The 26,795-nt window shown below is 70.7% G+C and carries 27 protein-coding genes; 8 read left to right on the top strand and 19 right to left on the bottom strand.

Going from position 1 to position 26,795, the window contains the following annotated elements; all coding sequences use genetic code 11:
* From feoB to IPV09_RS12315, 3 genes are all read left to right on the top strand, one after another.
* Nucleotides 1-1,907, top strand: a 1,907-nt coding sequence (gene feoB / locus IPV09_RS12325) for a ferrous iron transport protein B (protein ID WP_207475558.1), incomplete at its 5' end; no start/stop codon positions are given.
* The gene (locus tag IPV09_RS12320) at nucleotides 1,904-2,173 is read left to right on the top strand and encodes a FeoC-like transcriptional regulator (RefSeq protein ID WP_207475557.1); all 270 of its coding nucleotides are present in this window, start codon (nucleotides 1,904-1,906) and stop codon (nucleotides 2,171-2,173) included. The genes feoB and IPV09_RS12320, both read left to right, overlap by 4 nt.
* A gap of 102 nt (nucleotides 2,174-2,275) precedes the next feature.
* Nucleotides 2,276-2,998, top strand: a complete 723-nt coding sequence (locus tag IPV09_RS12315) for a molybdopterin-binding protein (RefSeq protein ID WP_207475556.1) — start codon at nucleotides 2,276-2,278, stop codon at nucleotides 2,996-2,998.
* A gap of 52 nt (nucleotides 2,999-3,050) precedes the next feature.
* Here the strand turns inward: IPV09_RS12315 and IPV09_RS12310 are convergent, their stop codons facing one another.
* The 8 genes from IPV09_RS12310 to clpS all read right to left on the bottom strand — a co-directional run bounded on the left by IPV09_RS12310 (nucleotide 3,051) and on the right by clpS (nucleotide 9,688).
* Nucleotides 3,051-4,415, bottom strand: coding sequence for a DNA polymerase IV (locus IPV09_RS12310; protein ID WP_207475555.1), 1,365 nt, complete (start codon nucleotides 4,413-4,415; stop codon nucleotides 3,051-3,053).
* 21 nt (nucleotides 4,416-4,436) lie between these two features.
* Entirely contained in the window at nucleotides 4,437-5,450 is a 1,014-nt protein-coding gene (locus IPV09_RS12305) for a dihydrofolate reductase (RefSeq protein WP_207475554.1), read from the bottom strand.
* 68 nt (nucleotides 5,451-5,518) lie between these two features.
* Nucleotides 5,519-6,313 (bottom strand): thymidylate synthase, encoded by a 795-nt coding sequence (locus tag IPV09_RS12300; RefSeq protein ID WP_207475553.1) that lies wholly within the window; start codon nucleotides 6,311-6,313, stop codon nucleotides 5,519-5,521.
* Complete coding sequence (gene rdgB / locus IPV09_RS12295; protein ID WP_207475560.1) at nucleotides 6,310-6,927, bottom strand: RdgB/HAM1 family non-canonical purine NTP pyrophosphatase; 618 nt, start codon at nucleotides 6,925-6,927, stop codon at nucleotides 6,310-6,312. Before rdgB ends, IPV09_RS12300 begins: the two co-directional genes overlap by 4 nt.
* 41 nt (nucleotides 6,928-6,968) lie before the next feature.
* On the bottom strand, nucleotides 6,969-7,727 hold the full coding sequence (gene rph / locus IPV09_RS12290) for a ribonuclease PH (RefSeq protein WP_207475552.1): 759 nt from the start codon (nucleotides 7,725-7,727) through the stop codon (nucleotides 6,969-6,971).
* A 215-nt stretch (nucleotides 7,728-7,942) separates the two neighbouring features.
* Nucleotides 7,943-8,788 (bottom strand): glutamate racemase, encoded by an 846-nt coding sequence (murI, locus tag IPV09_RS12285; protein WP_207475551.1) that lies wholly within the window; start codon nucleotides 8,786-8,788, stop codon nucleotides 7,943-7,945.
* Nucleotides 8,785-9,375, bottom strand: coding sequence for a DUF2017 family protein (locus IPV09_RS12280; protein WP_207475550.1), 591 nt, complete (start codon nucleotides 9,373-9,375; stop codon nucleotides 8,785-8,787). The genes murI and IPV09_RS12280 overlap by 4 nt, the downstream gene beginning before the upstream one ends.
* Before the next feature lie 7 nt (nucleotides 9,376-9,382).
* Entirely contained in the window at nucleotides 9,383-9,688 is a 306-nt protein-coding gene (gene clpS / locus IPV09_RS12275) for an ATP-dependent Clp protease adapter ClpS (protein WP_207475549.1), read from the bottom strand.
* A gap of 99 nt (nucleotides 9,689-9,787) precedes the next feature.
* On the opposite strand from clpS, the gene IPV09_RS12270 reads away from it, so the two are divergent.
* On the top strand, nucleotides 9,788-11,131 hold the full coding sequence (locus tag IPV09_RS12270; RefSeq protein ID WP_207475548.1) for a nicotinate phosphoribosyltransferase: 1,344 nt from the start codon (nucleotides 9,788-9,790) through the stop codon (nucleotides 11,129-11,131).
* 26 nt (nucleotides 11,132-11,157) lie between these two features.
* Here IPV09_RS12270 and malQ read toward each other — a convergent pair whose 3' ends face one another.
* Together malQ and IPV09_RS12260 are read right to left on the bottom strand one after the other, a co-directional pair.
* Entirely contained in the window at nucleotides 11,158-13,332 is a 2,175-nt protein-coding gene (malQ, locus tag IPV09_RS12265; RefSeq protein WP_207475547.1) for a 4-alpha-glucanotransferase, read from the bottom strand.
* Between the two features lie 57 nt (nucleotides 13,333-13,389).
* Nucleotides 13,390-14,301 (bottom strand): RDD family protein, encoded by a 912-nt coding sequence (locus IPV09_RS12260; RefSeq protein WP_207475546.1) that lies wholly within the window; start codon nucleotides 14,299-14,301, stop codon nucleotides 13,390-13,392.
* A 91-nt stretch (nucleotides 14,302-14,392) separates the two neighbouring features.
* On the opposite strand from IPV09_RS12260, the gene IPV09_RS12255 reads away from it, so the two are divergent.
* A complete protein-coding gene (locus tag IPV09_RS12255) occupies nucleotides 14,393-15,583 on the top strand; it encodes a serine/threonine-protein kinase (RefSeq protein ID WP_207475545.1) in 1,191 nt (396 codons plus the stop codon).
* Nucleotides 15,584-15,604: 21 nt separating this feature from the next.
* Here the strand turns inward: IPV09_RS12255 and IPV09_RS12250 are convergent, their stop codons facing one another.
* Nucleotides 15,605-16,993 (bottom strand): MFS transporter, encoded by a 1,389-nt coding sequence (locus IPV09_RS12250; RefSeq protein WP_207475544.1) that lies wholly within the window; start codon nucleotides 16,991-16,993, stop codon nucleotides 15,605-15,607.
* Nucleotides 16,994-17,069: 76 nt separating this feature from the next.
* On the opposite strand from IPV09_RS12250, the gene IPV09_RS12245 reads away from it, so the two are divergent.
* Nucleotides 17,070-17,324 (top strand): DUF3039 domain-containing protein, encoded by a 255-nt coding sequence (locus tag IPV09_RS12245; RefSeq protein ID WP_207475543.1) that lies wholly within the window; start codon nucleotides 17,070-17,072, stop codon nucleotides 17,322-17,324.
* A 16-nt stretch (nucleotides 17,325-17,340) separates the two neighbouring features.
* Here the strand turns inward: IPV09_RS12245 and IPV09_RS12240 are convergent, their stop codons facing one another.
* Genes IPV09_RS12240 through manB form a run of 4 tightly spaced genes read right to left on the bottom strand, consistent with a single transcriptional unit; the run spans nucleotide 17,341 to nucleotide 20,488 of the window.
* The gene (locus IPV09_RS12240; RefSeq protein ID WP_370590315.1) at nucleotides 17,341-17,832 is read right to left on the bottom strand and encodes a type II 3-dehydroquinate dehydratase; all 492 of its coding nucleotides are present in this window, start codon (nucleotides 17,830-17,832) and stop codon (nucleotides 17,341-17,343) included.
* A gap of 11 nt (nucleotides 17,833-17,843) precedes the next feature.
* Nucleotides 17,844-18,866 (bottom strand): SIS domain-containing protein, encoded by a 1,023-nt coding sequence (locus IPV09_RS12235; RefSeq protein ID WP_207475542.1) that lies wholly within the window; start codon nucleotides 18,864-18,866, stop codon nucleotides 17,844-17,846.
* A gap of 2 nt (nucleotides 18,867-18,868) precedes the next feature.
* Nucleotides 18,869-19,087 (bottom strand): Trm112 family protein, encoded by a 219-nt coding sequence (locus tag IPV09_RS12230; protein ID WP_207475541.1) that lies wholly within the window; start codon nucleotides 19,085-19,087, stop codon nucleotides 18,869-18,871.
* 15 nt (nucleotides 19,088-19,102) lie between these two features.
* Nucleotides 19,103-20,488, bottom strand: a complete 1,386-nt coding sequence (gene manB, locus IPV09_RS12225) for a phosphomannomutase/phosphoglucomutase (protein WP_207475540.1) — start codon at nucleotides 20,486-20,488, stop codon at nucleotides 19,103-19,105.
* Between the two features lie 203 nt (nucleotides 20,489-20,691).
* Between manB and IPV09_RS12220 the strand changes: the two genes are divergently transcribed.
* Complete coding sequence (locus tag IPV09_RS12220) at nucleotides 20,692-21,069, top strand: DUF3499 domain-containing protein (RefSeq protein ID WP_207475539.1); 378 nt, start codon at nucleotides 20,692-20,694, stop codon at nucleotides 21,067-21,069.
* A gap of 9 nt (nucleotides 21,070-21,078) precedes the next feature.
* Nucleotides 21,079-21,516 carry a metallopeptidase family protein gene (locus tag IPV09_RS12215; protein ID WP_207475538.1) on the top strand — a complete coding sequence of 146 codons (438 nt, stop codon included), beginning with the start codon at nucleotides 21,079-21,081 and terminating at the stop codon, nucleotides 21,514-21,516.
* 98 nt (nucleotides 21,517-21,614) lie between these two features.
* Here the strand turns inward: IPV09_RS12215 and IPV09_RS12210 are convergent, their stop codons facing one another.
* From IPV09_RS12210 to IPV09_RS12195, 4 genes are all read right to left on the bottom strand, one after another.
* Nucleotides 21,615-22,886, bottom strand: coding sequence for a DUF5719 family protein (locus IPV09_RS12210; RefSeq protein ID WP_207475537.1), 1,272 nt, complete (start codon nucleotides 22,884-22,886; stop codon nucleotides 21,615-21,617).
* Nucleotides 22,883-26,050: a glycosyltransferase family 2 protein gene (locus tag IPV09_RS12205; protein ID WP_207475536.1), complete on the bottom strand. Its 3,168-nt coding sequence runs from the start codon at nucleotides 26,048-26,050 to the stop codon at nucleotides 22,883-22,885. Before IPV09_RS12205 ends, IPV09_RS12210 begins: the two co-directional genes overlap by 4 nt.
* An 87-nt stretch (nucleotides 26,051-26,137) precedes the next feature.
* Nucleotides 26,138-26,395, bottom strand: coding sequence for a WhiB family transcriptional regulator (locus tag IPV09_RS12200; protein ID WP_207475535.1), 258 nt, complete (start codon nucleotides 26,393-26,395; stop codon nucleotides 26,138-26,140).
* 205 nt (nucleotides 26,396-26,600) lie between these two features.
* Nucleotides 26,601-26,795: hypothetical protein (locus tag IPV09_RS12195; protein WP_207475534.1), on the bottom strand; the 195-nt coding region annotated here is incomplete at its 5' end.

Genomic DNA, 26,795 nt, shown 5'->3' with positions numbered 1-26,795 from the left:
CCCCGGCCGGGGCACCGGTGGTGGCACTGGCGGGCAGCCCGAACGTGGGCAAGTCCACCCTGTTCAATGCCCTGACCGGCGCCCGGCGCGCCGTGGGCAACTGGCCCGGCACCAGTGTCGAGGTTGGCCGCGGCGGCTGGACTGCCGGACGCACCTACGACCTGGTCGACCTGCCCGGCGCCTACTCCCTCGACCCCGCCTCACCCGACGAGGCGCTGACCCGGCAGTTGCTGGTCGACGTGCCGGCCGCCGAGCGTCCCGACCTGGTCGTGGTGATCGCCGACGCCGCCCACCTGGCCCGCAGCAGCTACCTGCTGGCGCAGCTGCGCGAACACCCCTACCGCCTGGTGGTGGCCCTGACCATGGTTGACGTCGCCCGGCGACGTGGCCTCAGCGTCGACCCCGCTGCCTTCTCGGCGCAGGTCGGGGTGCCGGTGGTGGCCGTCGACCCACGCCGCCGCACCGGTCTGGACGCGCTGGCGGCAGCCGTCGAGTCCACGCTGGCCGGGCCACCCACAGCACCCCGCCCCACCGCCACCACCTCCTCCGATGAATCCGACGAATCCGACGACGAGTTCGCCCTGGCTGACGACCGCTTCGCCTGGGTTGACCGGGCCGTGGCCGCCGCCAGCACCCGATCATCGGCCCGAGCCACCAACTGGACCGAACGCGTCGACCGGGTCGCCCTGTCCAGGGTGTGGGGGCCGCTGCTGTTCCTGGCCGTCATGTGGCTGGTCTTCCAGGTCACCACGGCCGTCGCCGCACCCCTGCAGGACGGACTCGACGCGCTGGTCGCCGGACCCCTGAGCAACGGCGCCTCCGCGCTGCTGCGGGCGGCCGGACTGGACGGGCCCATCGTCACCGGTCTGCTCATCGACGGGCTGCTGGCCGGTGTCGGCATGCTGCTCACCTTCGTGCCCCTGATGGCGTTGATGTTCGTGCTGCTGGCGCTGCTGGAGGACTCCGGCTACCTCGCCCGGGCCGCGGTCGTCGCTGACCGGATGATGCGCCTGATCGGGCTGCCGGGGCGCGCCTTCCTGCCGCTGATCGTCGGCTTCGGGTGCAACGTGCCCGCCATCAGCGCCACCCGGGTGCTCGCCACCCGACGCCAACGGGTGCTGACGGCGCTGCTGGTGCCCTTCACCAGTTGTTCGGCCCGGCTGACCGTCTTCGTGCTGCTGGGCAGCGTCTTCTTTCCCGGCCACGCGGGCAGCGTCGTGTTCATCATGTACCTGGTCTCGATCCTGCTGATCGTGGCCACCGGTCTGCTGATGCGGGCCACGCTGTGGCGGGCGATGGGCCCCGAGCCGCTGATCATTGACCTTCCCCCCTACCAGCGGCCCACCCTCGGCGTGGTCGGCATGTCCACCTGGGTCCGATTGAAGGGGTTCCTGAAGACGGCCACGGGCATCATCGTTGCCACCGTCGCCGTGGTCTGGGTGCTGCAGGCGGCCCCGGTCAGCGGCACTGCCCGCTTCGGTGAGGCACCCATCGAGGATTCCGCCTACGCCGCGGTCGCCCGCACGATCAGCCCCGTCTTCGCGCCGGCCGGGTTCGACAGTTGGCAGACCACCGGGGCCCTGCTGACCGGATTCGTCGCCAAGGAGGCGGTGATCTCGTCGTGGGCACAGACCTACGCCGTCGACGACCCCGGCGCCACCGGCGACGACTCGGCGCTCGGTGCCCGCATCACCAGCGCCTTCGACGAGTCCTCGGGCGGCCATCCGCTGCCCGCGGTGTGGGCATTCATGGTGTTCATCCTGGCCTACACCCCCTGCGTGGCGACCCTGGCGGCGCAGTGGCGCGAGATCGGTGCCCGCTGGACGCTGTTCGGGGTCGGCCTGCAGTTGACGGTGGCCTGGGCACTGGCGGTGGCGGTCTTCCAGGTCGGACGGATGTTCTGGTGAGCGGACCCCTCACCCTCGTCCATGACGCCCTCACCGGCGGTGCCCGGTCGCGTCGCGAGATTGCGCAACGCACTGCCCTGGACGCCGCCGTGGTCGATGCCTGTCTGGACCACCTGGTCAGGATGGGTCGGTTGACCGCCGAGACCCTGTCGTCGGGTTGCCCCAGCGGCGGCTGCGGTTCCTGCCCCAGCGCCGAGGACGCCTCCGGATGCAGCCAGCGCAACCCCACCCGCGGCCCGGTGCTGATCAGTCTGGGCCGACGCTAGTCCTCGTCCTCGCCGGTGGCGCCAGTGCGGCAGCTCGCGCAGGATGGTGCCATGAACGCCGCGGTGGCCATCGTCGCCGTCAGATCCTGAGAGGCTGGTCCCATGCCGAACCCGACTGCCGCCATGCTCGTCATCGGTGATGAGATCCTCTCCGGTCGCACCCGCGAGGCCAACGCGTACCACCTGGCGGGCCGCCTGATCGAGGTGGGCATCGACCTGCAGGAGATCCGGGTGGTGCCCGACGACCACGCGGTGATCGTCGACGCCGTGCGCACGCTGCGTGAGCGCGTCGACCACGTCTTCACCTCCGGCGGCATCGGCCCGACGCACGACGACATCACTGCCGACGCCATCGCCGCCGCGTTCGACGTCGGCATCGGCGTGCGCGAGGACGCCCGACTGCTGCTGGAGGCGGCGGTCCGCGGCCGGCCCATGACCGACGACGTGCTGCGGATGGCGCGCATTCCCGACGGGGCGACGCTCATCCCGAACGGCATCTCCGGCGTGCCGGGCTTCAGCGTCGGCAACGTGCACGTCATGGCGGGGGTGCCGAGCATCTTCGTGGCGATGGTCAATGCGCTGCTGCCCACGCTGGGCACCGGGTCGCCCAAGCGCTCGCAGGAGCTGCGCTTCGAGGTCGGCGAGGGACGCCTCGCGACACCGCTGCGCGAGTTGGCCGCGGCCTTCCCGCAGCTCAGCATCGGTTCCTACCCCTTCCATGAGCCGCAGGTGCACGGCACCAACATCGTCGTCCGCGGCACCGATCCGGCCCTGATCGACGCGGCGATCGAGCGGCTCGAGGCGCTCCGCAACTCGCTCGACTGACGCAGGCGAGACCGTGACCGGACGGGTGCCAGGTGCCCCGAGCGATGCCGGGTCAGTCCTCGTCCTCGAGGGGCACCTCATGGTCCATGGGCAGCGGCCCCACCAGGTGCAGCAGCGGGTCGTCGTGGGCGAAGCTGCGCACCGGCCCGCCGGGGGCGTCGCGGGTCTCGAATCGGACGGTGACCCGCCCCAGTCCCGCGCCCCAGACCCAGCCACGGCCGTGGACGTCGTGCTCGACGTCCGCGCCGGGCCAGTAGTCGCGGCGCCGGCGTCGTCCAAAGGGTCCGTCGCCGAAGTCCTGCTGGTCGTCCTCCGTCGGCGCGGAGGTCTCCACCCCGGACTCGGCGTCCAGCCAGAACAGTTCCTCCTGGGCGGCCTCGACGAAGCCGGACACGCCCACCCCCAGCAGCCGGATCCCCCGGTTCACGTCCACCTGGGCCAGCAGCGACCGGGCCACCTGGGCGACCCGGTGCGGCTCGTCGGTGGCTCCTGCCAGGGTGCGTGACCTGGTCCAGGTGGTGAAGTCGCCGAAACGGACCTTGATCTGGATGGTGCGGGCGAACTGCCCGTGTTTGGCCAGGCGGCGGCAGACGTTCGCGGCGTCGGCGTCGATGCGGGCCTCCAGCCAGGCCCGGTCGGTCTGGTCGAACTCGAAGGTCGTCTCCTGCGAGATCGACTTGGCGTCGCGGTGGCCCTCCACCGGACGGTCGTCTCGTCCCCACGACAGCTCCTGCAGTTCGGGGCCCCAGGTGGCACCCACCTCCCGGACCAGCTCCGAGGGGGACGCCCGCTGCACGTCGCCAACGGTCCTCAACCCGAGCAGCGTCAGCCGCTCATGGGTGACCGGACCCACCCCCGGAATGGCGCGCACCGACAGCGGTGCCAGGGTCTCGGCCTCGGTGCCGGGGACCACCACCCGCACCCCGTCCGGTTTGGCCAGTTCGCTGGCGACCTTCGCCATCAACTTGCTGCTGGCCACCCCCACCGAGGCCGTCAGCCCCAGGGTGCGGCGGCTCAGCTCGGCGCGCAGGTCCTCGGCGAAACGCTGCAGGCCCACGACGTCGTCCGGTGCCCCGGTGCCCTGCAGGTCGACGAAGGCCTCGTCCAGGCTCAATGCCTGCACCCGCGGCGAGATCTCGTGCAGCAGGGCCATCACGATCCGGCTGGACTGCCAATAGGCCTCGAAGCGTCCGCCCAGGAAAGCGGCGTTGGGCGCCAGCCGACGAGCCTCACCGCCCGACATGGCCGAGTGCACCCCGAAGACGCGCGCCTCGTAGGAGGCGGTCGAGACCACCCCACGGCGACCGACCCCGCCGACGACCACCGGTTTGCCCCGCAGCGACGGCTTGTCGCGCTGTTCGACGGCCGCGAAGAAGGCGTCCAGGTCGAGGTGCAGAATCGATGCCTGCGCCCTCATGGCAGGTCCGCCCCACGCACCTCAGACCAGCTCGCGGACCCAGCCCTGGAACAGGTAGATCGGCTGCCCCGACGGGTCGGTGCGCTCCTCGATCTTCTTCAGTCCGGCCTCTTCGGCGATCTCGATCGACTTCACGTTGCGGGGGCGAATCATGGCGCGCACCCGGGCCTCGCGGTCGACCTTGCGGACCTGCTGCAGCGCCGCGGACACCATTTCGGGGGTGTAACCGTTGCCCTGCAGTTCGGGGACCAGCTGGTAGTCCAGCAGCCAGACGTGGTCACCGTTCTCCAGCTCCTTGCGACGCAGCCCGCCGATGCCGACGAACTCGTTGTCCTCGGTGCGCCGAATCGTCCACTGATCCAGCGAGTTGGCATCCCAGCTGGCGGCCCGGCGGGCCAACCGCTCGGCAGCCTCGACCTCGTCGGCGACGTGCAGGGCGGGGCTCTGCTCGGCGACGACCGGGTGGTCGGCCAGACGCTTCCACTCGGCGGCGTCCGCCGGGGTCGCCGGCACCAGGGTGAGCCGGGCAGTGTGAAGCACCGGGACGAACTTCACGTAGTCGTGGGTCTCGTGGACCTCACGACGGATCTCGAGCCACCGGTCGGTGTCGATCTCGGGGAAGTGCACCGAGCCCTCCGGTGACAACTTCACCTCGGTGATGTCCAGCGCATTGGCCAGGTCCATGGTCTGCGCGTAGATCTCGCCGCCGCCGGCGACGTAGATGATGTTCTTGGCAAGAGACCCGCGCGCGGTGCGGGCCTTGCGGATGGCGTCCTCGATGGAGTTGGCGACCAGCACCCGGGTCTTGCCCTGCGGGGCGGGGACGTCGAAGTCCTGCTGACGGGTGACCACCACGGTGGTGCGGTTCGGCAGCGGGCGGCCGATCGACTCGTAGGTGGACCGTCCCATCAGAACGAAGTTGTCGGTGGTCAGCTGACGGAATCGCTCCCAGTCCGCCTCGATCTTCCAGGGAATGTCCTTGCCGTCCCCGATGACCCCGTTCTGGGCCACGGCGGCGATGGTGACAATCTGCATGGCGGTCTTTCCTCTGCTTGCGGCTGGATGCTGACGACAGAACCTGATTCTGCCCTATCCGGGACTCCTCAGATCGCGATGGGTGCCTTGATGGCTGGGTGCGGGTCGTAACCCTCGACGACGATGTCGGCCAGGGTGAACCCGTCAATGTCGGTGATGGTGGGATTCAGCACCAGACGCGGCAGCGCCCGGGGCTCCCGGGCGAGCTGGGTGCGCACCTGGTCGACGTGGTTGGAGTAGATGTGGGCGTCACCCAGGGTGTGCACCAGGTCGCCGACGCCGTAGCCGGTGACCTGGGCCACCAGGTGGGTCAGCAGGGCGTAGGAGGCGATGTTGAACGGCACCCCGAGGAAGATGTCGGCGGAGCGTTGATAGACCTGGGCGCTGAGCCGGCCGTTGGCGACATAGAACTGGAACAGCACATGGCAGGGCGGCAGTGCCATCTCGTCGAGCTGGGCCACGTTCCACGCCGAGACGATGTGGCGCCGCGAGTCGGGGCTGCGCCTGATCTGGTCGATGACGTTCTGCAACTGGTCGACGTGGCGCCCGTCGGGGGTGGGCCACGACCGCCACTGGTAGCCGTAGATGGGGCCGAGTTCGCCGGCATCGTCGGCCCACTCGTCCCAAATGGTGATGTTGTCACGGTGCAGTGAGGCCACGTTGGTCTCACCGCGCAGGAACCACAGCAACTCGCCGAACACCGAGCGGGTGTGCACCTTCTTGGTGGTCAGCAGCGGGAAGCCCGCGGACAGGTCGTAGCGGGCCTGATGGCCGAAGACGCTGCGGGTGCCGGTGCCGGTGCGGTCGGACTTGTCGACGCCATGGTCGAGCACGTGGCGCATCAGGTCGAGGTACTGCTTCACGATTCCCCCTGGGTGGTGGCGCGGCGGCGGAGAGCTTCGATCATGGCAGCAGCAGCCCGGGCGCGGTGCGACTGGCTGTCCTTCTGCTCGGGGGTGAGCTGCGCGCTGGTCAGTGGGCTGTCGGCGGGGATGAAGATCGGGTCGTAGCCGAACCCGTGGCTGCCAGCCGGCTCGGTGGCCAAGCTGCCGGGCCACACGCCGGTGGTCACCAGTTCGGTGCCGTCGACGTCGACGTGGGCCATGGCGCAGACGAAGCGGGCCTGGCGCCGTTCGGCGGCGACGTCGTCGACCTGGCGCAGCAGCAGTTCGAGGTTGGCCTGGTCGTCGCCGGCGGGGCCGGCCCACCGGGCCGAACGGACGCCGGGCATGCCGTTGAGCACGTCGACCTCGATGCCGGAGTCGTCGGCCAGCGCGGGCAGGCCGGTGAGCCGGGCCGCGGCGCGGGCCTTGATGAGGGCATTCTCGGCGAACGTGTCGCCGGTCTCGGCGGGCGGGGTCGACTCGGGGAAGTCGTCCAGGCTGACCACCCGCATGCCGAGCTCAGCCGCGGCGAACAACCGCCGCATTTCGGCCAGCTTGGCAGCGTTGTGGCTGGCCAGGACCACCTTCGGCAAGGCCTCGAAGGACGGCACCGGGCGCAGCTTCGGGGGCTGGATCATGACTGCTCGGCCAGCCTGGCCGACCGCTTGACCAGCGGCTGCGCCAGGGCCTGGGCCTGCAGTGCCGTCAGGTCAGCGCAGCCCTTCACGGCCAGGTCGAGCAACTGGTTCAGTTCGTCGCGGTTGAAGGGGGTGCCCTCGGCGGTGCCCTGGATCTCAATGAAGTCGCCGTTGCCGGCGACCACCACATTCATGTCCGTCTCGGCCGTCGAGTCCTCGTCGTAGGGCAGGTCGAGCACCGGGGTGCCGTTGACGACGCCCACCGAGATGGCGGCCAGGGAGTCCTTCAGCGGTTCACCAGCCAGCGCACCGCGCTCCCGCAGCCAGGACACGGCGTCGGCCAGCGCGACGTAGGCGCCGGTGATGGACGCCGTCCGGGTGCCGCCGTCGGCCTGCAGCACGTCGCAGTCCAGCACGATGGTGTTCTCGCCGAGGGCCTTGAGGTCGATGATGGCGCGCAGGGAGCGTCCGATCAGTCGGCTGATCTCGTGGGTGCGTCCGCCAATGCGGCCCCGGTGCGACTCGCGGTCGGAGCGGTCATGGGTGGCGCGCGGCAGCATTGCGTACTCGGCGGTCACCCAGCCCAGCCCACTGCCCTTGCGCCAGCGCGGCACCCCTTCGGTGACGCTGGCAGCGACCAGGACGCGGGTGTTGCCGAACTCGACCAGCACCGATCCTTCGGCGTGGTCGAGCCAGCCACGGGTGATGCGGACATTGCGGAGTTCGTCGTTGGCGCGGCCGTCACTGCGGGTCATCTGGTGCCTTTCGGGGCGTGGGCGTGGAAGTGGGTCAGGTACGGATCAGCGCGGGCAGGTGCAGCGATCAGCGGGGGTTACGTCGCCCAGGGCGTCCTCGATGTGCTCGCCGCAGCCCTTCCAGGTCGGCTTGCCGCAGCGCTCGCAGGTGATCTTGGTGCACATGGTGGCCTCTCATGGTCGGTGCGCGGTGGCTTGCCCACCGCGTGCCCAGCCTAGCCGCCGGAGGTGTGGCGCCGGGGCAGCCGTCCGAGGTGGACGGTCTCGGCCGAGTGCACGAACTGGCCCAGCAAACGCTGCGAAATGCCCTCGAAACGGTCGGCGTCGCCGGTGGTCAGGAACAGCCGGTTCGAGCCACCCGGGTCGGGGGTGGTCAGCTGCTGGTCGTTGAGCACCCGCCAGGTGTCCTGGGCGGTCTCCGAGGCGCTGGAGACCAGGTTGACCGAGGTGCCCATCACGTAGGAGATCACGCCCCGCAGCAGCGGGTAGTGCGTGCAGCCGAGGATGAGGGTGTCGCAGCCGGCGTCCTTGATCGGCTGCAGGTACTCCCGGGCCACGGCCAGCACCTCCGGCCCGGCGGTGATGCCGGCCTCGACGAACTCGACGAAGCGTGGGCACGGCGAGGTGGTGACGGTGACGCCCACCGAGGCGGCCAGGGCGTCCTCGTAGGCCATCGAGGTGGCCGTCGCGTGGGTGCAGATGACCCCCACCCGGCCGTTGCGGGTGACGGCGGCAGCGCGGCGGGCGGCCGGCAGCACCACCTCGATGATGGGCACGTCGTAGCGTTCGCGGGCATCACGCAGGACGGCCGCCGAGGCGGTGTTGCAGGCAATGACCAGCGCCTTCACGCCGTGGGTGACGAGCCGGTCGAGACACTCCAGGGCGTACTCGCGCACCTGGGCGATGGGACGTGGACCGTAGGGGGCGCGGGCCGTGTCGCCCAGGTAGGCGATGTCCTCGTGGGGCAGTACGTCGGCGATCTGCCGGGCGACGGTGAGACCCCCGAAACCGGAGTCGAAGATGCCGATGGGGGCGCGCAGGTCTGAGGCGGTGTGACTCACTCGGGCGCCATCACGGCTTCGAGGAGCGACTCCAACATCCACCCCAGCCAGCCGTAGTAGCTGTACAGCCACGACCGGGGGTCCTCGTCGGGGCGTTCGGCGGCCTCGGCGCTGCTGACCTCGTCGCTGATGCCCAGCATCACCGAGAGCACCAGCCGCAGGTTGTTCAGCGTCTTCAGCCAGGCGTCCACGTTCTCGGCGTGGATCCTGGCCACCCCGCTCTGCACGGTGTCCAGGTCGTCCAGCACGGTGCAGGCGGCGTCGATCTTGTCCTGGCGCTGGGCGGCGTCCGTGAAGCGGGCGAAGTCGCTGGCCGCCTCCGGGTCGTCGGGGTAGGCGCGCGGGAACAGCCGCTCCATGACCGGGTCGCGTTCCTCGTCGTCGAGGTCGTCCTCGATGCCGGGCTGGGTGCCGAAGCTGGCCTCCCACACCGCGAACGGGTCGTCCTCGTCCTCGACGTCGACCTCACCCCCGGTGCCGTCGTCCAGCAGGTCGAGCAGTTCGTTGACGCTGCGGGTGAACAGTTCCAGTTCGGTGCCGTCCAGGTGCAGCTGGAGCTTCCCGCGGGTGCGGGCAAATCGGCTCATGAAGTCCTCACTCGGCTCGGTCGACGGTCGCCCACAACCCGAAGGTGTGCATGGCGGCGACGTCGCGCTCCATCTCTTCACGCGTCCCTGACGAGACCACCGCCTTGCCCTCGTTGTGCACCTGCAGCATCAGCTGTTCGGCCTTGGCGCGGGGATACTTGAAGTAGCTGGTGAAGACGTGGGTGACGTAGCTCATCAGGTTCACGGGGTCGTCCCAGACCAGCGTCACCCAGGCCTTGGCGGGTTCGACCTGCTCATCAACCTGCTCGGCGGTCGCCAGACCGCCGGACTGCTCGGGAACTGCTTGGGCCATGGGTCCCATTCTGTCATCGCCGTCGGGTGCCTGCACATCGTGGCTGGCTGCGGCCGCGAAGTCGATGCCAACCACCCCGGTGCCCCTAGGCTGACGACCATGAGCACAGCGCTTCTGACCGACCACTACGAGTTGACCATGGTGCAGGCGGCCCGCGCCTCCGGCATGGCGGATCGGCGCAGCGTCTTCGAGCTGTTCCCCCGTCGCCTCCCCGAGGGGCGTCGCTACGGCGTGGTCGCCGGCGTCGGACGCGCCCTGCGCGCGCTGGAGGACTTCGTCTTCGACGACCCGGCCATCGACTTCCTGCTGCGCACCAAGGTGGTCGACCACGACCTGGCCACCTGGCTGTCGAACTACCGCTTCACCGGATCGATCTGGGGCTACGCTGAGGGCGAGATCTACTTCCCCGGCTCGCCGCTGGTGGTGGTGGAGTCGACCTTCGCCGAGGCCGTGCTGCTCGAGACGCTGCTGCTGAGCATCTACAACCACGACTCGGCGATCGCCTCGGCCGCCTCCCGCATGTCAGCCATGGCCGACGGGCGGCCAATCATCGAGATGGGGGCCCGGCGCACCCAGGAGTACAGTGCCGTCGCCGCCGCCCGTGCCGCCTACATTGCCGGTTTCACCAGCACCTCGAACCTGGAGGCCGGCCGCACCTGGGACATTCCCACCAGTGGCACCGCCGCGCACTCCTTCACCCTGCTGCACGACACCGAGGAGGAGGCCTTCTCGGCGCAACTGGCCACCCTCGGCGAGGACACCACCCTGCTGGTCGACACCTACGACGTCGGGACGGCGGTGCGCCTCGGGGTGCGGCTGACCGACGGACGACTGGGGGCGGTGCGGCTGGACTCCGGCGACCTGGCCATCGCCGCCCGCGAGGTCCGCGACCTGCTGGACGACCTGGGCGCCGAGGACACCCGCATCATCGTCACCAGCGACCTGGACGAGTGGCAGATCGCCGCCCTGCGGGGCGCACCGGTGGACGGCTTCGGGGTGGGCACCTCGGTGGTGACCGGCTCGGGGCACCCCACCTGCGGCTTCGTCTACAAACTGGTGGCCCGCGCCGACACCGGCACCGGTGAACTGCTGCCGGTGGCCAAGAAGTCGAAGAACAAGAACACAGTCGGGGGCCGCAAGTACGCCCTGCGCCGCCGCGACCAGAACGACCGCGCCGAAGCCGAGATCGTCGGCATCCAGGCCCACCCGACCTCGGACGGCAACGACCGTTCGCTGCTGGTCGATCTGGTCGTCGACGGTCAGGTCGTCGGCCACGAGCCGATCGCGGCGGCCCGGGAACGTCACCTCGCGGTGCGCGCCGAACTGCCCCGCTCGGCCCTGCGGATCAGCAAGGGCGAGCCGGCGATCCCGACGATCATGCTCGACGACGACGGCGACGTGACCAACAACCCATACGTCAAGGGACCGCTGCCCCAGGTGTGAGCCGGCCGGCTCAGTCCCCGGCCGGCTCAGTCCCCGGCCGCCGGGTGCTGGGCGGCCCAGGTCGGCGGCACCATGTCGAAGCCGTTCATCACCGACGCGATCCGCATGGCGCGTTCGCTGGCATAGACGTCCTCGAGCAGCATCGGGGTGCCGTCCGGGTTGCTCAGCGGCACCCGCCAGTTGGGGTACTCGTCGACGGTGCCGGGCTGGTTCTGGGTGAGCCGGTCGCCGACGGCGTCGGTGAGCGAGACGTTCAGCACCCGCGCCGGGGTGTCCAGCAGGAAGCGGTGCATGGCCAGCACCAGGGCCTCGACCTCGTCGGTGCCGGCGGACTCGACCAGGTAGCCGCGGGCGGCCAACATGCCGGTGACGCCCTCATGCTCGCTGCGGGCATGCGCGAGTTCGGCGTCTAGGGTCTCGGTGAGCAGCCCCAGCCGGTGGCGCAGCCGGACGTGGTCGCCGGCCAGGTAGCCCGAGGTGGGCGGCAGGTCGTGGGTGGTCACCGACGCCATGCACAGTTCGCGCCACTGCTGCGGGGCCAGGGTGGCCCCGCTCTCGTCGTTCTCGAACCAGAGCACCGAGGTGCCCAGCAGTCCGCGACGGGTCAGGTACTGGCGCACCCACGGCTCGACGGTGCCCAGGTCCTCACCGATCACCATGGCCCCGGCACGCTGCGCCTCCAGGGCGAGGATGCCGATCAGCGCCTCATGGTCGTAGCGGACGTAGCAGCCGTCCCTGGCCGAGGACCCTTCGGGCACCCACCACAGCCGGAACAAGCCGATGATGTGGTCGGCGCGCACCCCACCGGAATGGCGCAGGGTGCTGGCGACCATGTCCCGGAACGGCGCGTAGGCAAGCTCCGCGAGGCGGTCAGGACGCCACGGCGGCTGGCCCCAGTCCTGGCCGGCCTGGTTGTACTGGTCGGGCGGGGCGCCGACGCTGACCCCCTGGGCGAAGACGTCGGCCATCATCCAGGTGTCGGCGCTGGACTTGCTCACCCCGACGGCCAGGTCCTGCACCAGTCCCACGCTCATCCCGGCATCGGTGGCGGCCTGCTGCGCCATCGACATCTGGTGCTCGCAGTTCCACTGCAGCCATTCGAAGAAGTGCACGCGGTCGGCGTGGGCCGCGTAGAAGTCGGCCACCTCCGGCGACGAGGGACGCGCGTACTCGGCGGGCCAGGCCCGCCAGTCCGGGCCGAGCCACTCGAACAGCGCACACCAGATCGCAAAGTCGCGCAGGGCGCGTCCCTCACGGCGACGGTAGCCCTCGAAGGCCATCTGCCGGGCGGGCGGCAGCCCCACCTCGTGGACGACCTGCAGCGCCTGCAGCTTCGCGGTGTAGGACTCGTTGCGGCGCAACTGGTCGACTCCGTCGAGCTGGGCGCCCAAGTCGGCGCGGTAGGACTCGACCTTGGCGCGGGCTGCGTCATCGAGCCCGGCGTACTCGGGGATCGCCTCGGGGCGGAGGTACATCGGGTTGGTGTAGCGCCGGGAGCTCGGCAGGTACGGGGAGGGCTCCATCGGCGGCACCGGCTGGGCGGCGTGCAGCGGGTTGATCAGCACGTAGTCGGCGAACTGCTGGGTGCGTGCCCAGACCATCAGGTCGGACAGGTCGACCAGGTCACCCAATCCCCAGCTGCGGCTCGACCGCACCGAGTACAGCTGGGCGGCGTAGCCCCAGACCCGACGGTTGCCCATCGAGGCCGGCATGCCGACGAACTTGGGGGTGACGATGAACGCCGACTCGACCGTCCGTCCGGCGGTGTTCAGGACGAAGGTGTGGTAGCCCAACGGCGCATCGGTGGGCGCGACGAAGGTGGCCTCACCCATGGCGACACCGTCGACGATCCGGTCGGGCACCTCATTGGGCAGCTGGGTGCACGGCAGTTCCTGGCCGTCCTCGGTGCGCACGACCAGCTGCGCGTCGGCCCCGGCGACGACGTGGACGGCGATCTCGCGGGGCTGGCCCTGTTCGACGACGACGCAGGGCGGCAATGCACGTCGCCACGGCTTGGCGCGCACCTCGGCCACGGCGGCCTCGGCGAGCTCCGGCGTGGACGCGTCCACCCCCAGCGCTGCCAGGATCTTGACGACACTCTCGGGGGAAATGGTCGTGTGCCGACCCTTCCAGTCCCAGAACTCCTGGGAGATGCCGAAATGGTCAGCCAGTTCGGCCAGTGCAGGGTTGTCCAAAGCCACCACGTCAGCCTAGGACATGCCAGCGTGGTCGCCGACCAGATCAGCCCCGGTCGGGGGTCAGCGTCGGGGCTGCTCGCCGCGGGCCAGCACCGACCTCGCAAACGCGCCGCGGGTGGTGATCACCTGGGTGTTGGCCACGCTGTCGTGCCAGGTCTTGAGCCGCGGGTGCCACAGCGGACGCAAGTAGCTGATCATCAGCGGGAACAACACCACCTGGGTGGCGGCCATGATCGCGAGCCAGACCCCTGAGCGCAGCAGGCTGGTGTTCCAGCCCACCCGCCGCGTCAGCCCCTTTTCGGCGGGGACCACGCGCAGACCGAGCAGCAGCTGGCCGAGCGTGCCGCCGAAGAACCTGACCAGCACCACCTGGGTGAGGAACGAGACGCCCAGGATGGCGAACTGCACCAGGGTGGCCGGGGTGGTGTAGTCGTAGTCGGAGAAGGCGACGGTGCGGCCAGGGTTGGCCAGCATCCAGTCGATGACCTGGTTGTAGGCGTTCCAGGCCCGGACCAGGTACGGCCAGGCGAGCAGCCCGCCAATGATCGACATCAGCACGGTGTCGATGAGGGTCGCCAGCGCCCGCTGCCAGAAACCGGCCAGCGGGACACCGTCCTCGGTGGTGCGCACCATCTTGTACGCGACCGGTGCCTGGCCCGGGTGGCCGACGACCGGTCCCGGTCGTGGTCCTGGCCCGGGTGGACCGTACTGGTGAGGAGCACCGTGGCCCTGCGGCGGCAGTTGGCGCGGCGTCATCCCGGGAGCCGGGCGCGGGCTGGGCTGGTGCTGGGGTGCGCTCTGGCGCGGCGCTGGTTGGTGCTCGTGCGCGGCGGACTGCTTGCCAGTCCCCGGAAGGGGGGCCGGCCGGTCGCGCAGGTTCTTCGTCCAGCGGGTGCCCTCCCAATAGCGTTCCTGGGTGCTGCCGCCGGGGTCGTCGTACCATCCGGGCTGCGGCAAGGGCTGTCGTGTCACCTCACCATTCTGTCAGATGCGCGAAAACGCCTCTGCCCGGGCGCTGCGGCGCTAGGGTCGGGCCCTGCCCGCATGACAGACTAGGGACCCCATGGAACGCCTCGGTCGCTATCGCCTCACCCAGCGCATCGGCGCGGGTTCGTTCGCGACGGTCTACAAGGGCCACGACGACGAACTGGACGTGCCGGTCGCGGTCAAGATCCTGGGCTCCAAGTGGGTCAACCACCATGACGTCGAGGGCCGGTTCCTGACCGAGGCCCGACTGTTGCGCCGCATCCGCGACGAGCACATCGTCCGCGTCTACGACATTGGCCGCACCCCCGAAGGCGCCCCCTACTTCGTCATGGACTACGCCGACGGTGGTTCCTTTGACCGACTCCGCAAGCAGCTGCTGCCCCCGGCACGGGCGCTGCAGTTGTGCGCCGACGCCGCCCGGGCGCTGGACGTGCTGCACCGCCACAACGTGGTTCACCGGGATGTCACCCCCGGCAACATCCTGCTCAGCCATTCGACCAGTGGACTGAAGGTGCTGCTGGCTGACCTGGGCGTGGCCGAGTCGCTGGTCGATCGGGGTGGCCAGCCGGCGACTGCCGGCACCCCGGCGTTCATGGCCCTGGAGCAGGCCACCGGCCATGCGCTGGACCACCGCTCCGACGTCTACTCGATGGCGGCGGTCACCTACGCGCTGTTGTCGGGACATCCGCCGTTCCCGGTCAAGACGCTGCCGGACCTGTTGTCCCGCAACCCCAATGTCGACCCGCCGCCGCTGAGTGCCCAGATCGGTGCCCCGGCAGAGCTGGACGCGCTCCTGTCGCGGGCGCTGTCCCCGCACCCGGATCGTCGGCCGGTCTCGGCGGCACAGTTCGCTGCCCAGTTGGACGCCATCGCCGAGGTGATGCCCGGCGCCGAGGTGTCCCCGATGGTGCCGCGTCCCGGACCCCGGACCATGCACTCGTTGAGCAGTGCCGGCGCCATTCCCGCGGCTCCCCCGCCGGTGGGCCCCGGCGTCCTGGACCGTCCGTCCGCCCCCCTGCCCACCGCCGGCTACGGGTCGTGGACCCCCAGTTCGGTGGGCAGCTTTCGCAGCGGCCCCGACCACCAGTCGGTGTCCCCGCGCAACGAGACCCCGGCGTCCATGCTGGAGAACTACCTGGGCCGGGGCCGCTACCAGGCCGCCGAGGTGAAGGAACGCCATTCGGTGATGTTCTACGTGTACATCGGCGCGACGGTCCTGATCACCTTTGCCCTGGTGATGTGGCTGACGGTGACCTACCTGACCTAGCCCCCCGGGGTCGCCGCCACCCTAGGCAGCGGTGCTGACGACGACCCCGGCGCCCGAGGTGTGGTTCGCCACCCGTCCGATGCGCATCGCGATGACCAGCGCCACCAGCGAGACCAGGGTCACCGTCGTGAAGACCCATCCGAAGGTGTGCACCGGGTCGGCGTCGGTGCGCAGATTGGCGTAGACGGCACCGGCCAGACCGGTGAACATGGCATTGCCGAGCGCCTCGGAGACCTGCAGTGAGCTGGTGTTGCGTCCCAGCCGCGCCGGCTCCGACAACTGCATCACGGCCAACGACCCGGACGCGTTGGACAGGCCCATGCCCAGGCCCCCGACCGTCCAGCCCGCGCCGATGAAGACCACCGACAGTCCGCCCCAGGTGCCCACGACGATGCCGGCCACCCCGAGCAGCGAGAACAACGCCCCGAGCTGGATCAACTGGTCGCGGCGCAGCGCCAGCCAGGGCTGGGCCTGCAGCCAGGAGCCCACCGTCCACCCGATCGAACCAATGGTCAGCATCAGGCCGGCGCGGAACAGGCTCATCTCGCGGGTCTCGACCAGGCTCAGCGGCAGGAACGCCTCCGCCGCGAAGAAGCCGCCGGCCTGCATCGCCCGCACCCACGACACCGACACGATGCCCGGACGGAACCGGAAGAACCCCGGCGCCATCAGTCGCGGCAGCGAGATGGCCAGCGCCACCAGCCCCACCACCAGCGTCGCCAACGAGCCGAGCGTCGGGTTCTGGCCGGCGAGCTGGATCAGGGCGACGCCGCCGGTGGCGACGAACGCCGCCCAGATCGGCACCGGGGCCGAGTCGGCGTCGGATTCGGGCCGCAACTGCTCGGACAGGCTGCGCAGTGGTCCCGCCGACAGGACGGCGGTGGCGATGACGAAGGGGATCATGCAGGCAAAGACCCAGTGCCAGCTGAACGTCTTCGCCAGCCAGGCCGCGATCGGCGGGGCGATGAAGGCCGGCAGCACCCAGCAGACGCTGAACATGGTCATCATCAGCGCCCGTTGGGCCGCGGGGAAGGTGCGGGCCACGATCACCATCAGCGCCACGTTGAAGGCGCCGCCGCCGAAGCCCTGGACGAATCGCGCGACCAGCAGCACGTACATGCTGGGGGCCAGCGCGGCCAGCAGCAGCCCGACCCCGAACAGGACGAGTCCGGCGCGCAGCGGAACCGATGGGCCCACCCGGTCGCTGAGCCGACCCGAGAGCACCGTCGCCAGCGCCATGCCAATGACGAACAGGGTGAAGGTCCAGGCGTACAGTTCCTGGCGGCCCAGGTCCTCGGCGGCGGCGGGCATCGCGGTGGCGACGGCGACCGCCTGGAAGGCAATGGCCACCACCGAGACCAGCAGGCCGACGATGAGGCTGCGCGGCGGGGCGGTGGCGGGCTGGTGCACCGCCTCACACTATCCGCTGCGTCGGCCGGGTCGAGCCGCCGGGCGTGGGCTTGCGCCGATCACTAGAGTGGCTGGCATGAACCAGCAGTTGGCCCCCGGCTCACAGACAGTGATCGACGAGCGCACCAAGACCGACGGTCTGAACGCCGAGGACGGAGACCACGAACGGTTCTCGCACTACGTCCCCAAGGACAAGCTGACCGAGGCAATGGTGATGGGCACCCCGGTGGTCGCCCTGTGCGGCAAGGTGTGGGTTCCGCACCGCAACCCCGAGAAGTTCCCCGTCTGCCCCGAGTGCAAGGAGATCTGGGAGTCGCTGAACGAGGCCTGAGTCCCGCGCCTGCGCGTCAGGTCGTCGGACGAGCGCCCAGGCTGGCGGCGACGTGGGCCAACGCCAGGTCATACCCGCCGAGTCCGAAACCGGCCAGCACCCCGCTGGCCCTGGCGCTCAGCACGCTGGTCCTGCGGAATTCCTCACGGGCGTAGACGTTCGAGATGTGCACCTCGACGTAGTGGGCCACCTGCGCGGCCGCGTCGGCCACCGCCAGGGAGTAGTGGGTCCAGGCCCCCGCGTTGATGATCACCCAGCAGCCCAGGTCGGCCGCCTCGTGCAGCCAGCCGCACATCTCGCCCTCATGGTCACTCTGGCGGACCTCGACGGCCAGCCCGAGGGCCGCACCGCTGGCGACCAGGTGCTCGGCCAGGTCGGCGTGACTGGTGTGACCGTAGATCTCGGGTTCGCGCGTGCCCAGCCGTCCCAGGTTGGGGCCGTTGAGCACCAGCACCCTGTGTGTGGGGTGCTCGGCGGTCGGGTGGTCGGTCGTCGGGTCAGCGGTCACAGCAGCATCCTTCACAGTCGTCCCAGGCCCACCGCGAGCCAGGTGGCACCGAACATGCCCTGGTAGAGCAGCGAGGCGTAACGGTCCATCGGCGAGTAGCTCGGGTCACCCGCCCTCACCGTCACCACCCGCACCTCGTGGCGCCCGGCCAGGGTGACGAGCTCCCCCGCCGAACGCCGCGCCAGCGGGTCGTCGGTGCCATCGTCCAGGATGACCAGCACGGGGCGCAGCGACTCGTCCGGGTCGTCGAAGGGGTCGGCGAACGGGTCACGTCCCTGCAGTGAGGTGATCACGGGCTCCAGTTCGGCGGGCTCAGCAGCCAGCGCCAGGCGTCCCGTCGAGCGGCGCAGCGCCTCGGCCAGGCGACGACCGGCCCGGGCAGCCAGCACGGTGCCGCCGAAGATCAATGGTTGCGCCTCGGCCAGGTGCAGCGCCATGTCCTTGGCCGGGTTGATGGCCAGGTCACGCGCCGGGGACGACGCCTCGGCGACCGCATCGGCGGCGGCGGCGACGCTCTCGGGCACCACCGACGGTCCCAGACCCAGTTCGTGGAGCACCGCCAGCACCTGGACGACGGCCGCCAGCTCGTCGCCGGTCTCGGCGGGCACCAGCAGCGTCGCCCGACTGGCGGCTGCTTCGACGATCGGCGTGTCGGGACGTCCGGCCACGATCACAGCACTGCCCCGCCGGACGGCTTCATGGACGGTCGCCATCAGGTCGGGGTCGGAGCCTTCGGAGGCCAGGACGATGACCAGGTCGAGGGAACCCACCCAGGCCGGCAGACCCGGGAACGGCCATGCCACGAAGGGGCACAGGCAGAACGGTTCCAGCACTGCCCGAATCAGCCGGGCACCGCGACCCAGGGCGACGACGCCACGGGGTCTGCGCCCCGCGGGGAAGCTCGCCGCGAGCTCCTTGGCCGAGGTTCCGGCCTCCCGCCGGATGCGCGCACCCGCGCCGGCCAGGTGGCGCAGCGCCTCATCGGCCCGCGGGCTGACGGTGTCGGCGGCCAACCGGGCGTCGTCGAACTCCATGGTCAGTGCCCGGTGCCTGCGCGGGTGTTGCGGGCCTCGTCGATGAGCAGGATCGGGATGCCGTCGCGCACCGGGTAGGCCAGACCGCATTGGCTGGAGGCGCAGACGAGTTCACGGTTGTCGTAGTCCACCGCGAACTTCGAGTGGCAGGCCGGGCAGGCGGCGATCTCGAGGAACTCTGGGGAGAGCTCCACATCGGGGGTGCTGTTGGGGTTGCTCATCGGTGTTCCCTTCGATCAGTTCAGCGGGTCGGTGGTGGTGGTGCCGCGCACCAGGTCGAGCACGTCGTCGCGCAGCGCGGCCATCACGGCTGGGTCGATGGCCTCGACGTTCAAACGCAGGTAGGGCTCGGTGTTGGACGGCCGCAGGCTGAACCACCACAGGTCGCCGCGGGCGTCGGTGCCGCGCACGGTCAGCCCGTCGATGCGGTCGGACTCGCCCCGGCCGATGAAGGCGGCCTCGACCTTTTCCATCACGGCGCCGGCGTCGGCCACCTGCGAGTTGATCTCACCTGAGGCGGCGTAGCGTTCGTAGCTGTGCATGACCTGGGACAGCGGCTCGTCCTGTCTCGCCAGGATGCGCAGCACGTGCAGGGCGGCGAGCATGCCGGTGTCGGCGCCCCAGAAGTCACGGAAGTAGTAGTGGGCTGAATGCTCCCCGCCGAAGATGGCTTGGTGCTCGGCCATCAGCGCCTTGACGAAGGTGTGGCCGACCTTGCTGGTCACCGTGATGCCGCCGGCCTCTTCGACCACATCGGCGACAGTACGGCTGGTGATGGTGTTGATGACGATCGTCGCGCCGGGTTCACGTTCCAGCTCGGCCCGGGCGATCAGGGCCGTGATCGCCGAGGGACTGACCACCTCGCCGCGCTCGTCGATGATGAAACAGCGGTCGGCGTCGCCGTCGAAGACCAGGGCCAGGTCGGCGCCGTGCTCGCGGACGGCGGCCTGGGCGTCGCGCAGGTTCTCCGGCTCCAACGGGTTGGGCTGGTGGTTCGGGAAGGTGCCGTCCAGGTCGAGGTAGAGCCCGACCACCTCGACGTCGGCTCCCTTCAGCACGGCGGCGACGGTGTGGCCGGCCATCCCGTTGCCGGCGTCCACGACCACCTTCAGGTGGCGCAGGCCCTCGAGCGGGACGAGGTGGCGCAGGTGCTGGGCGTAGTCGTCCAGCGTCGAGATCTCGCGGAGCCCGTGGGCGGGCAGGGTCGGGTCAACGCTGCCGTCCAGGCCCATGGCCACCTCCCGCAGGCGCACCAGGAAGTCGGCGTCGACCGGTGCGGCACCCGAACGGCAGAACTTGATGCCGTTGTCGGCGGCCGGGTTGTGGCTGGCGGTGAACTGGACGCCGGGCAGGTCGAGCGATCCGGAGGCGAACCACAGCTGGTCGGTGGAGGCCAGACCGGTGTCGAGCACCTCGGCGCCACGTGAGATGGCTCCGGCGGCGAAGGCCCGCGACATCTGCCAGCCCGTGACCCGCATGTCGCGCCCCATCACGAACTGCTTGCCCGACAGTCCGGCGAGTTCGACGAAAGCTGCTCCAATGGCGGCCGCGCCAGCCTCGTCCCAGGCGTGCGGGACGGCACCTCGAATGTCGTTGGCCTTGAAGATGCCCTCAGTGATCACCCTTGCAGCCTACCGACCGGTGGGACGCTCGCGCGTCAGGCGGACGGCAGGTCCGACGCCGGGCGCAACGGCCAGTGATTTCGTCGTCCACCGGCGAGGCATCCGGCGATGGGCCCGTGGCCGGTCGTAGCCTCGCAGGTGCTGGCCTGGGGCCGGCACTCTCGTCGTACGGGGCATCCGTACCCGCATGCAAAGGAACGCTCATGAGGCGCTGGTGTTCACGCACGGCCTGCTCGTCGCGGGCCACCACCACCCTCACCTTTGACTACCCCGGCCAGATGGTGGTGGTGGGGCCGCTGTCCCCGGCCGTCGACCCCGGTGCCTACGATCTGTGCCCCGCGCACGCCGATCGCATGTCGGCCCCGCAGGGGTGGGACGTGGTCCGGCTGCCGGAACTGGATCAGACCCCGCCGCCGCCCACCGACGACCTGCTGGCGCTGGCCGACGCGATCCGCGAGGTCGGGTTGCGCCACGACGACCCCCTCTCGCCACCGACCCCAGCGCCCTCACCGCCGGAGTTCAGCGACAACGTGGTCGTCCTGGCCGAGAAGCGCCACCTGCGGGTGATCGCCGAGCGTTAGGCTGTGCCCATGGCCACTGCCCGGGAACGACCCGCACGACGTGACCGGCACGGTCGGGGTATCCGGGGGCCGCTGGCGGCCCCCTCCCCCTACGGCCCGGCGCGGCGTCGCCCCGGTGCCGCGAACCGGGCCGAAGCCTTCGTCGACTCGGTCTCGGAGGCCATCAACCGGGTCGAACTGTCCTGTCCCGAGGCGCTGGTCGGCATCGACATTGGCGTCGAGGACGTGCCCGGCGCGCACACCACCGACGGACGGGTGCCCCTGGCGGCCGCCACCGAGGCGACTGCCGTCTTCCCGGCCCGCATCGTGATCTACCGGCGCCCCCTCGAGCACCGCGCGGCGACTCGGCGGGGGCTGCGCATCCTGGTCCACCGCACGTTGGTGGAGCAGTTGTCGGCGCTCACCGGACGCACCGTCAGCGACATCGACCCTCAGGTCGAGGACTGAGTTGTTCGCGGGGGGGGATGACCCCCTGCACCCCCACGCACGGTTCGCGGGGGTGACCCCCTGCACCCGCACGCACGGTTCGCGGGGATGACCCCGCCTCACTGCCCGATCTGGGGATCGAGGACCCCGGGCACCGCCGAAATGGTGGTCACCGGGGCCCGTACCCGGCTGACGGCCTGCCCGGTGCCATTCAGTCGCACTCCCGCGGCCACCGCCGTCGTGGAGACGATCTGCACCTGACCGCTGCCCACCGGCCGTTGCGCGCTCGCCCCGGCCGGTATGACGAGCGTTTCGGTGGTGTCACCGCTGCTGCCTGCGGCGCGCTGGGTCACGGTGACCGAGGCCTCGTTGGTCGAGGGGTTCACCACCTGCAGCACCCCGGCCGGGACGGCATCCAGCAGTTCGGTATGCGGTGGTTGGGGCAACACCCAGGCGATGTCGTTGGCGCCGGTGGTGGCCACCATGCTGAGCACCGGGGTGGCGCTGGTGACCACCAGCCCCATCGACTCCTCCGCGAAGGCCGCGGTGAGGTCGACCATCAGGGTGGTGTTCGGGCCCAGGGATGCGGTGCCATTCGCCGGGGCGAAGCGTCCGCGGGGGCCGAGCATCTCGATGGTGACGTCTGCGCGCACGCTGCCCGGGTTGTGCAGCAGCACCCGCACCTCGTCGGGTCGCTCGGGCAGGGTGGCGAAGACGGCCTCGGGCAACGGCAGGCTGGTGACCACCTGCTCAGGGGCAGCACTCAGGCTGCGCACCGCGCCCTGCACCCGACCCTGACTGGTCTGGTAGGTGGCGGTGACGGGCGCCCCGGCGGGGGCGTGGACCGACACGGGCACCCGGACCATGGAGTGGGCCGGCACAATGATGCCGCGCAGCCCCGCCGACTGGATCTCACCGGTGGCCCCGCTCAGCGAGATGTTGACCCCGGCGTCGGTGCGGTCGGGGTTGACCAGCACCAGTTCGCCGGTGGCGGGGTCGGGGATGATGACAGCACCAGCGGTGGCCGGTGGCTCACATTCGGCCCACAGCATGCCGTCGCGGGACTGACTGCGCACCCCGGCGCCGAGCGGGTCGGGGCCCTCCTGGCGCAGCAGCACCGACCCCGTGATGGCGCCGGGCGCGGCAGGGTCGTCGATCTCCTCCCCGGCCAAGGTGGTCGTCTGCACCCCGCTGCCGGTCGCCACCAGGCTGCCCGGCGCCCCGGCGAAGGCACAACTGCGGGACTTGACCAGCGGCGCCGGGGTCACCAGACGCACCGTGGGCTGCTGGGGACTGACCACCGACGCCAGCGCCACCAGCAGGGCGGCCACGACCAGGGGGACGGCCACCGCGACCAGGGTGCGCGTCCGGGGTGGGCGGGTGCTGTTCACATGGACCTTCTCGGGGTCTCGAGGCCGCGGGTGGGTGGTCGTGCGCCGGGGCGTCGGGCCGTCGGCGCGGCCAGCACGATCAAGAGCAGCACGATGACCAGGTGGGCCACCAGCGCTCCCCACACCGGGGTCGTCCGCCAGGTCAACGGACCGCTCTGCCCGGCGACCTCCGCGCGGATGCCGAACCCGGACGGGTCGCTGGTGACCGGCACCGGCGTGCCACCCACTCTCACCACCCAGCGGTCGTCGGGCAGTTCTGCGATGCGCACGGTGCCGGACTGGCTGACCTGGGCGCCGGGCAACGGGGTCAGCACCCCGGTGGCACCGACCATGGCTGCGCGGCTGACCAGGCCCTGGACGGTCCACACGGTGCTGCCGTCACCCAGTTCGGCGGCGGTCAGTCCGGGAGCGTTCGACACTCCTTGGACGGTGGCGGCGTCCGCGCCGGTGAGCACCACGTGGGCGATCCCCAGGCCGGACAGGCGGTCGGCCAGGTCGTCACCCGGGGACCCGCTGCTGATGCGGGCCGCCAGCGCGGCGACGAGGTCGGCCTGGTTGAGGTCGGCGAGCACCGGGAACGCCTCACCCGAGCCCCACCCGGGCACACCGCTGGAGGTCAGCATCCAGCGATGGGACTCACCGTTGACGTGGATGACCAGGGCGCGGGTGGCGCGGGTGGAGTCCTGCACGTCGCTGACGTAGGCGGGCAGCGGGTCGGGTCGCACCTGCAGGGGTGACGCCGATTGGCCGCCGATGACGGTGCCCAGCCCGAGCAGGCCGATCAGGGCGGCGGCGACGGCGGCAGCCACGTTGCCGGTGGTCAGGTGCTCATGCTGCCGGGGGCCGGCGACGGCCGCCCGGGGCCGCATGGCGGTCAGGCACATGGCCAGCACCAGTCCCCCGGCCAGCAGCAACAGCAGGTCGAGGGAGGCCCGTACCTGCTGTCCGTCGACGGTGACCAGCAGGCGGGTGGCCCAGGCGGCCAGCACCAGGCACAGGCTGGCCGCGGTGGTGAAGCCGGCGGCGACCCTGGCCCCGAGCCGGCGCCGTCCCAGCAGCACCGCCAGCAGGGTCAGTGTCGTCATCCCGACCAGTGCCAGCACCGAGACCCACATGGGAGGCAGCCCGTCGACCGCGCCTCGACCCAGCAGGACGTGCCAGGCCGGTGACGGGGTGCTCGGCAGACTGGTGGTGGGGTCGCTGCCGGTGAGCAGGCGTCCGGGGTGGGCGACCAGGCGAGGCGACCAGGGCAGCAGCATCAGCACCGGCCCCAGGGCGGCCACCAGCATCCCGACCGAGAAGTGCCGGTGCAGCGCCCACCAGCCCAGCGCGACTCCCACCCCGACCAGCGCGGTCAGGGGTGCGCCCTGGGCGGCGAGTCCCAGCCACAGCGCCAGGCTGGCTGGTGCGCGCAGGTGGTCGCCGGCCGGGGTGTTGTCGCTGTCCTGGCGGAACCAGCGCAGCGCGGCCAATGCGGCCAGCGGCAGGGTGATGGTCAACAGTGCCCCCGAGATCGACCCGCGGACGGTCACCCCCGAGACGATGGCAAGCGCCGGCCACACCGAGGCGAACGCGACCGCGATCCAGCCGGGGCCGACGATCCGGCGGGCCAGTCGGTGGGTGATGCCGGCGCCGATCACCGGGGCGCCCAGCACCAGCAGTCTGGCGAAGATCTCGGGGTTGCCGGCGGTGATGGTCGAGCCGAGGGCGGTCAGTCCCAGCCAGCCGGGGTTGGCGCCCGGTTCCCCGGCCACCGGCTGCAACCAGGCGGCCCAGGCATCGCCGAGGCTGTCGGGGGCGGGGGTGAGCCGGACCGAACTCAGCTGCCCACGCCCGAACATGTCACGCCAGGCGATCAGGAAGCTGACCAGTAGCAGGCTCGCGAAGACACGTCCGGGGGTGAACAGGCGGCGTCGTCGACGCCCGCCGGAGTAGTCGTCACCGGTGAGGTCGTCCAGGGTGGTGTCGGACTCGTCATCACGGTCGCGCCATTCGCCGGCGGTGTGGAAGATCCGGTCCAGTCGGCCGGACCAGACCCGTCCCGGGCCGGGGCGCAGGCCGTCGACCTCGACGGCGGGGGCCGGGTGGCGGTCCCGCATCGCTTGGATGGTGGCCCGGTCGCGGCCGAGGCGCGCGGCCGCCCGAAACTCGGCCATCGCCTCGTGGGGGGCCTTGCCGAGCAGGTATCCGACCCCGCGCAGGGCCGACTGTGCGCGCAGCCGGGCCATGGTGCGTCCGGGTGTCGTGGCGTGGGAGGCCAGCAGGCGCATGCCCAGCAACCTGTCGGTGGTGGCGGCATCACCGACCAGCACCGAGTCACGGTCGCCGAAACGCCCCTCCTGGCGATGGTGGACGGCGGCGTCGGGTGCGGTGACGACCAGGTGTCCGGCGGCGTTGGCCCGCCACCCAAAGTCCTGGCCGTCGCGGAACAGGGGCAGGTCGGGGTCCAGCCCACCCAGTTCGTCCCAGACCTGGCGTTTGACCAGCATGGCTGCGGTGGAGCCGCCCAGCACCCGGGTCGAGTCGGACTGGCGCTGGTCGATCTCGCCGGGCGCAATGTCCAGGTGCCGACTGGCCCCATTGGTGATCGACGACCCGATCTCGGCCAACTGGTCGGGGTGGTTGCGGCGTCGGGGCTGCAACAGTTTGGGGAAGATGACGTCGGGCTCGTCGTCCTGGGAGGCGCGCAGCAGCAGTTCGTCCAGGGCGTCGGGCCGCGGCTCGGCGTCGTCGTGCAGCAGCCACAGCCAGCCGAAGTCACCCTCGAGGGTGGCGATGGCTGCCTGGACCGCGGCACCGAAACCGGCCACCTGCCCGGCAGGGATGACCCGGTCCAGGATGCCGGCCTCGGCGGCCTCCTCCAGCAACATCGCCGAGCGGTCCCCCGAGCCGGTGTCGACGGCGAGGATCACGCCTGGCCGCGAATCCAGCGCGGACAGGGCGCGCAGCGAGCGGTCGAGCCAGTCGCCAGCGTTGTGGACCACCATGATGGTCGCGACCTCGGCCACGGGAATGTCGGCGACCCGTGCGGGGACGGGCCGGTGCGCCCAGGCCCAGTCCTGCTCCTTGGCTCGGGTGTGCTCCGTGGTGTCCAGACGCGCGCCGGGGTCTCTGGCCCAGGCCCAGGGGTCCTGGGTGTCGCCGTCTTCGGGTCCGGGAGTCACAGCCATCCTTGTCCGGCGGGCGTTGCCTGCCGCTTGGGGTCAGGAACCCATCTTCTGTGATGGGCCCGGACCTGACAACCTCGTGCCTCAGGCCCGCCGACGCAGCCGTCGACGTTCGCGCTCGGACAGTCCTCCCCAGATGCCGAAGCGCTCGTCATTGGCCAGTGCGTACTCGAGGCACTCCTGCTTGACCGTGCAGGTTTCGCACACCTTCTTGGCCTCGCGGGTGGACCCACCCTTTTCGGGGAAGAAGGCCTCGGGATCGGTCTGTGCACACAGAGCCTGCTCCTGCCAAGCGAGGACCCCGTCGTCGGCGGTGCTGAAGACCGTCAGCATCTCGTTCATATTTGTCCTCTCGACCCAGCGTGCCCCCCAAGTTACACGGGTGTCATTCCCTGTGGTCAAGCCAGCGTACGAAATTTGTGGCGCAGGCGGCGTGTCGCCGTGAAATTCGGCCCATGCACGGGCTAACCGACGCCACAACGCCCGGAAACGGTGCGTCATGGTGACCGCGACCGCCCGGGCGTGAGGCGTGGTGACACTGTTCAGTTCACGGCTGCCGGTTGTCCTCGGGACGCCCCTGCCGGCCAGGATTCGGACGCAGGACGGTGCCCTCGTCGTCATTGTCGGCAAAGGGTTGGTGACCCTGCGGTTCATTGGCCGGTGCCCAGCCGCTGCCCTGGTGGCCCCACTGGTTCGGGGCCGGCTGGTTCGGGGCCGGCTGGTTCGGGGCCGGCTGGTTCGG

The organism is Tessaracoccus sp. SD287 (assembly GCF_017355265.1).
Taxonomy (GTDB): Bacteria; Actinomycetota; Actinomycetes; order Propionibacteriales; family Propionibacteriaceae; genus Aestuariimicrobium.
The sequence above is the reverse complement of the archived record's forward strand: the minus strand, read 5'-3'. Positions and strand labels throughout refer to the sequence as shown.

Bases quoted from the DNA above. Each gene is read 5' to 3' on its own strand.
- IPV09_RS12315 (WP_207475556.1), top strand. From the start codon at position 2,276: ATGCCGAACCCGACTGCCGCCATGCTCGTCATCGGTGATGAGATCCTC.
- IPV09_RS12310 (WP_207475555.1), bottom strand. From the start codon at position 4,415: ATGAGGGCGCAGGCATCGATTCTGCACCTCGACCTGGACGCCTTCTTC.
- IPV09_RS12305 (WP_207475554.1), bottom strand. From the start codon at position 5,450: ATGCAGATTGTCACCATCGCCGCCGTGGCCCAGAACGGGGTCATCGGG.
- rph (WP_207475552.1), bottom strand. From the start codon at position 7,727: ATGACCCGCAGTGACGGCCGCGCCAACGACGAACTCCGCAATGTCCGC.
- IPV09_RS12280 (WP_207475550.1), bottom strand. From the start codon at position 9,375: ATGAGCCGATTTGCCCGCACCCGCGGGAAGCTCCAGCTGCACCTGGAC.
- clpS (WP_207475549.1), bottom strand. From the start codon at position 9,688: ATGGCCCAAGCAGTTCCCGAGCAGTCCGGCGGTCTGGCGACCGCCGAG.
- IPV09_RS12270 (WP_207475548.1), top strand. From the start codon at position 9,788: ATGAGCACAGCGCTTCTGACCGACCACTACGAGTTGACCATGGTGCAG.
- IPV09_RS12255 (WP_207475545.1), top strand. From the start codon at position 14,393: ATGGAACGCCTCGGTCGCTATCGCCTCACCCAGCGCATCGGCGCGGGT.
- IPV09_RS12245 (WP_207475543.1), top strand. From the start codon at position 17,070: ATGAACCAGCAGTTGGCCCCCGGCTCACAGACAGTGATCGACGAGCGC.
- IPV09_RS12235 (WP_207475542.1), bottom strand. From the start codon at position 18,866: ATGGAGTTCGACGACGCCCGGTTGGCCGCCGACACCGTCAGCCCGCGG.
- IPV09_RS12230 (WP_207475541.1), bottom strand. From the start codon at position 19,087: ATGAGCAACCCCAACAGCACCCCCGATGTGGAGCTCTCCCCAGAGTTC.
- IPV09_RS12220 (WP_207475539.1), top strand. From the start codon at position 20,692: ATGAGGCGCTGGTGTTCACGCACGGCCTGCTCGTCGCGGGCCACCACC.
- IPV09_RS12215 (WP_207475538.1), top strand. From the start codon at position 21,079: ATGGCCACTGCCCGGGAACGACCCGCACGACGTGACCGGCACGGTCGG.
- IPV09_RS12200 (WP_207475535.1), bottom strand. From the start codon at position 26,395: ATGAACGAGATGCTGACGGTCTTCAGCACCGCCGACGACGGGGTCCTC.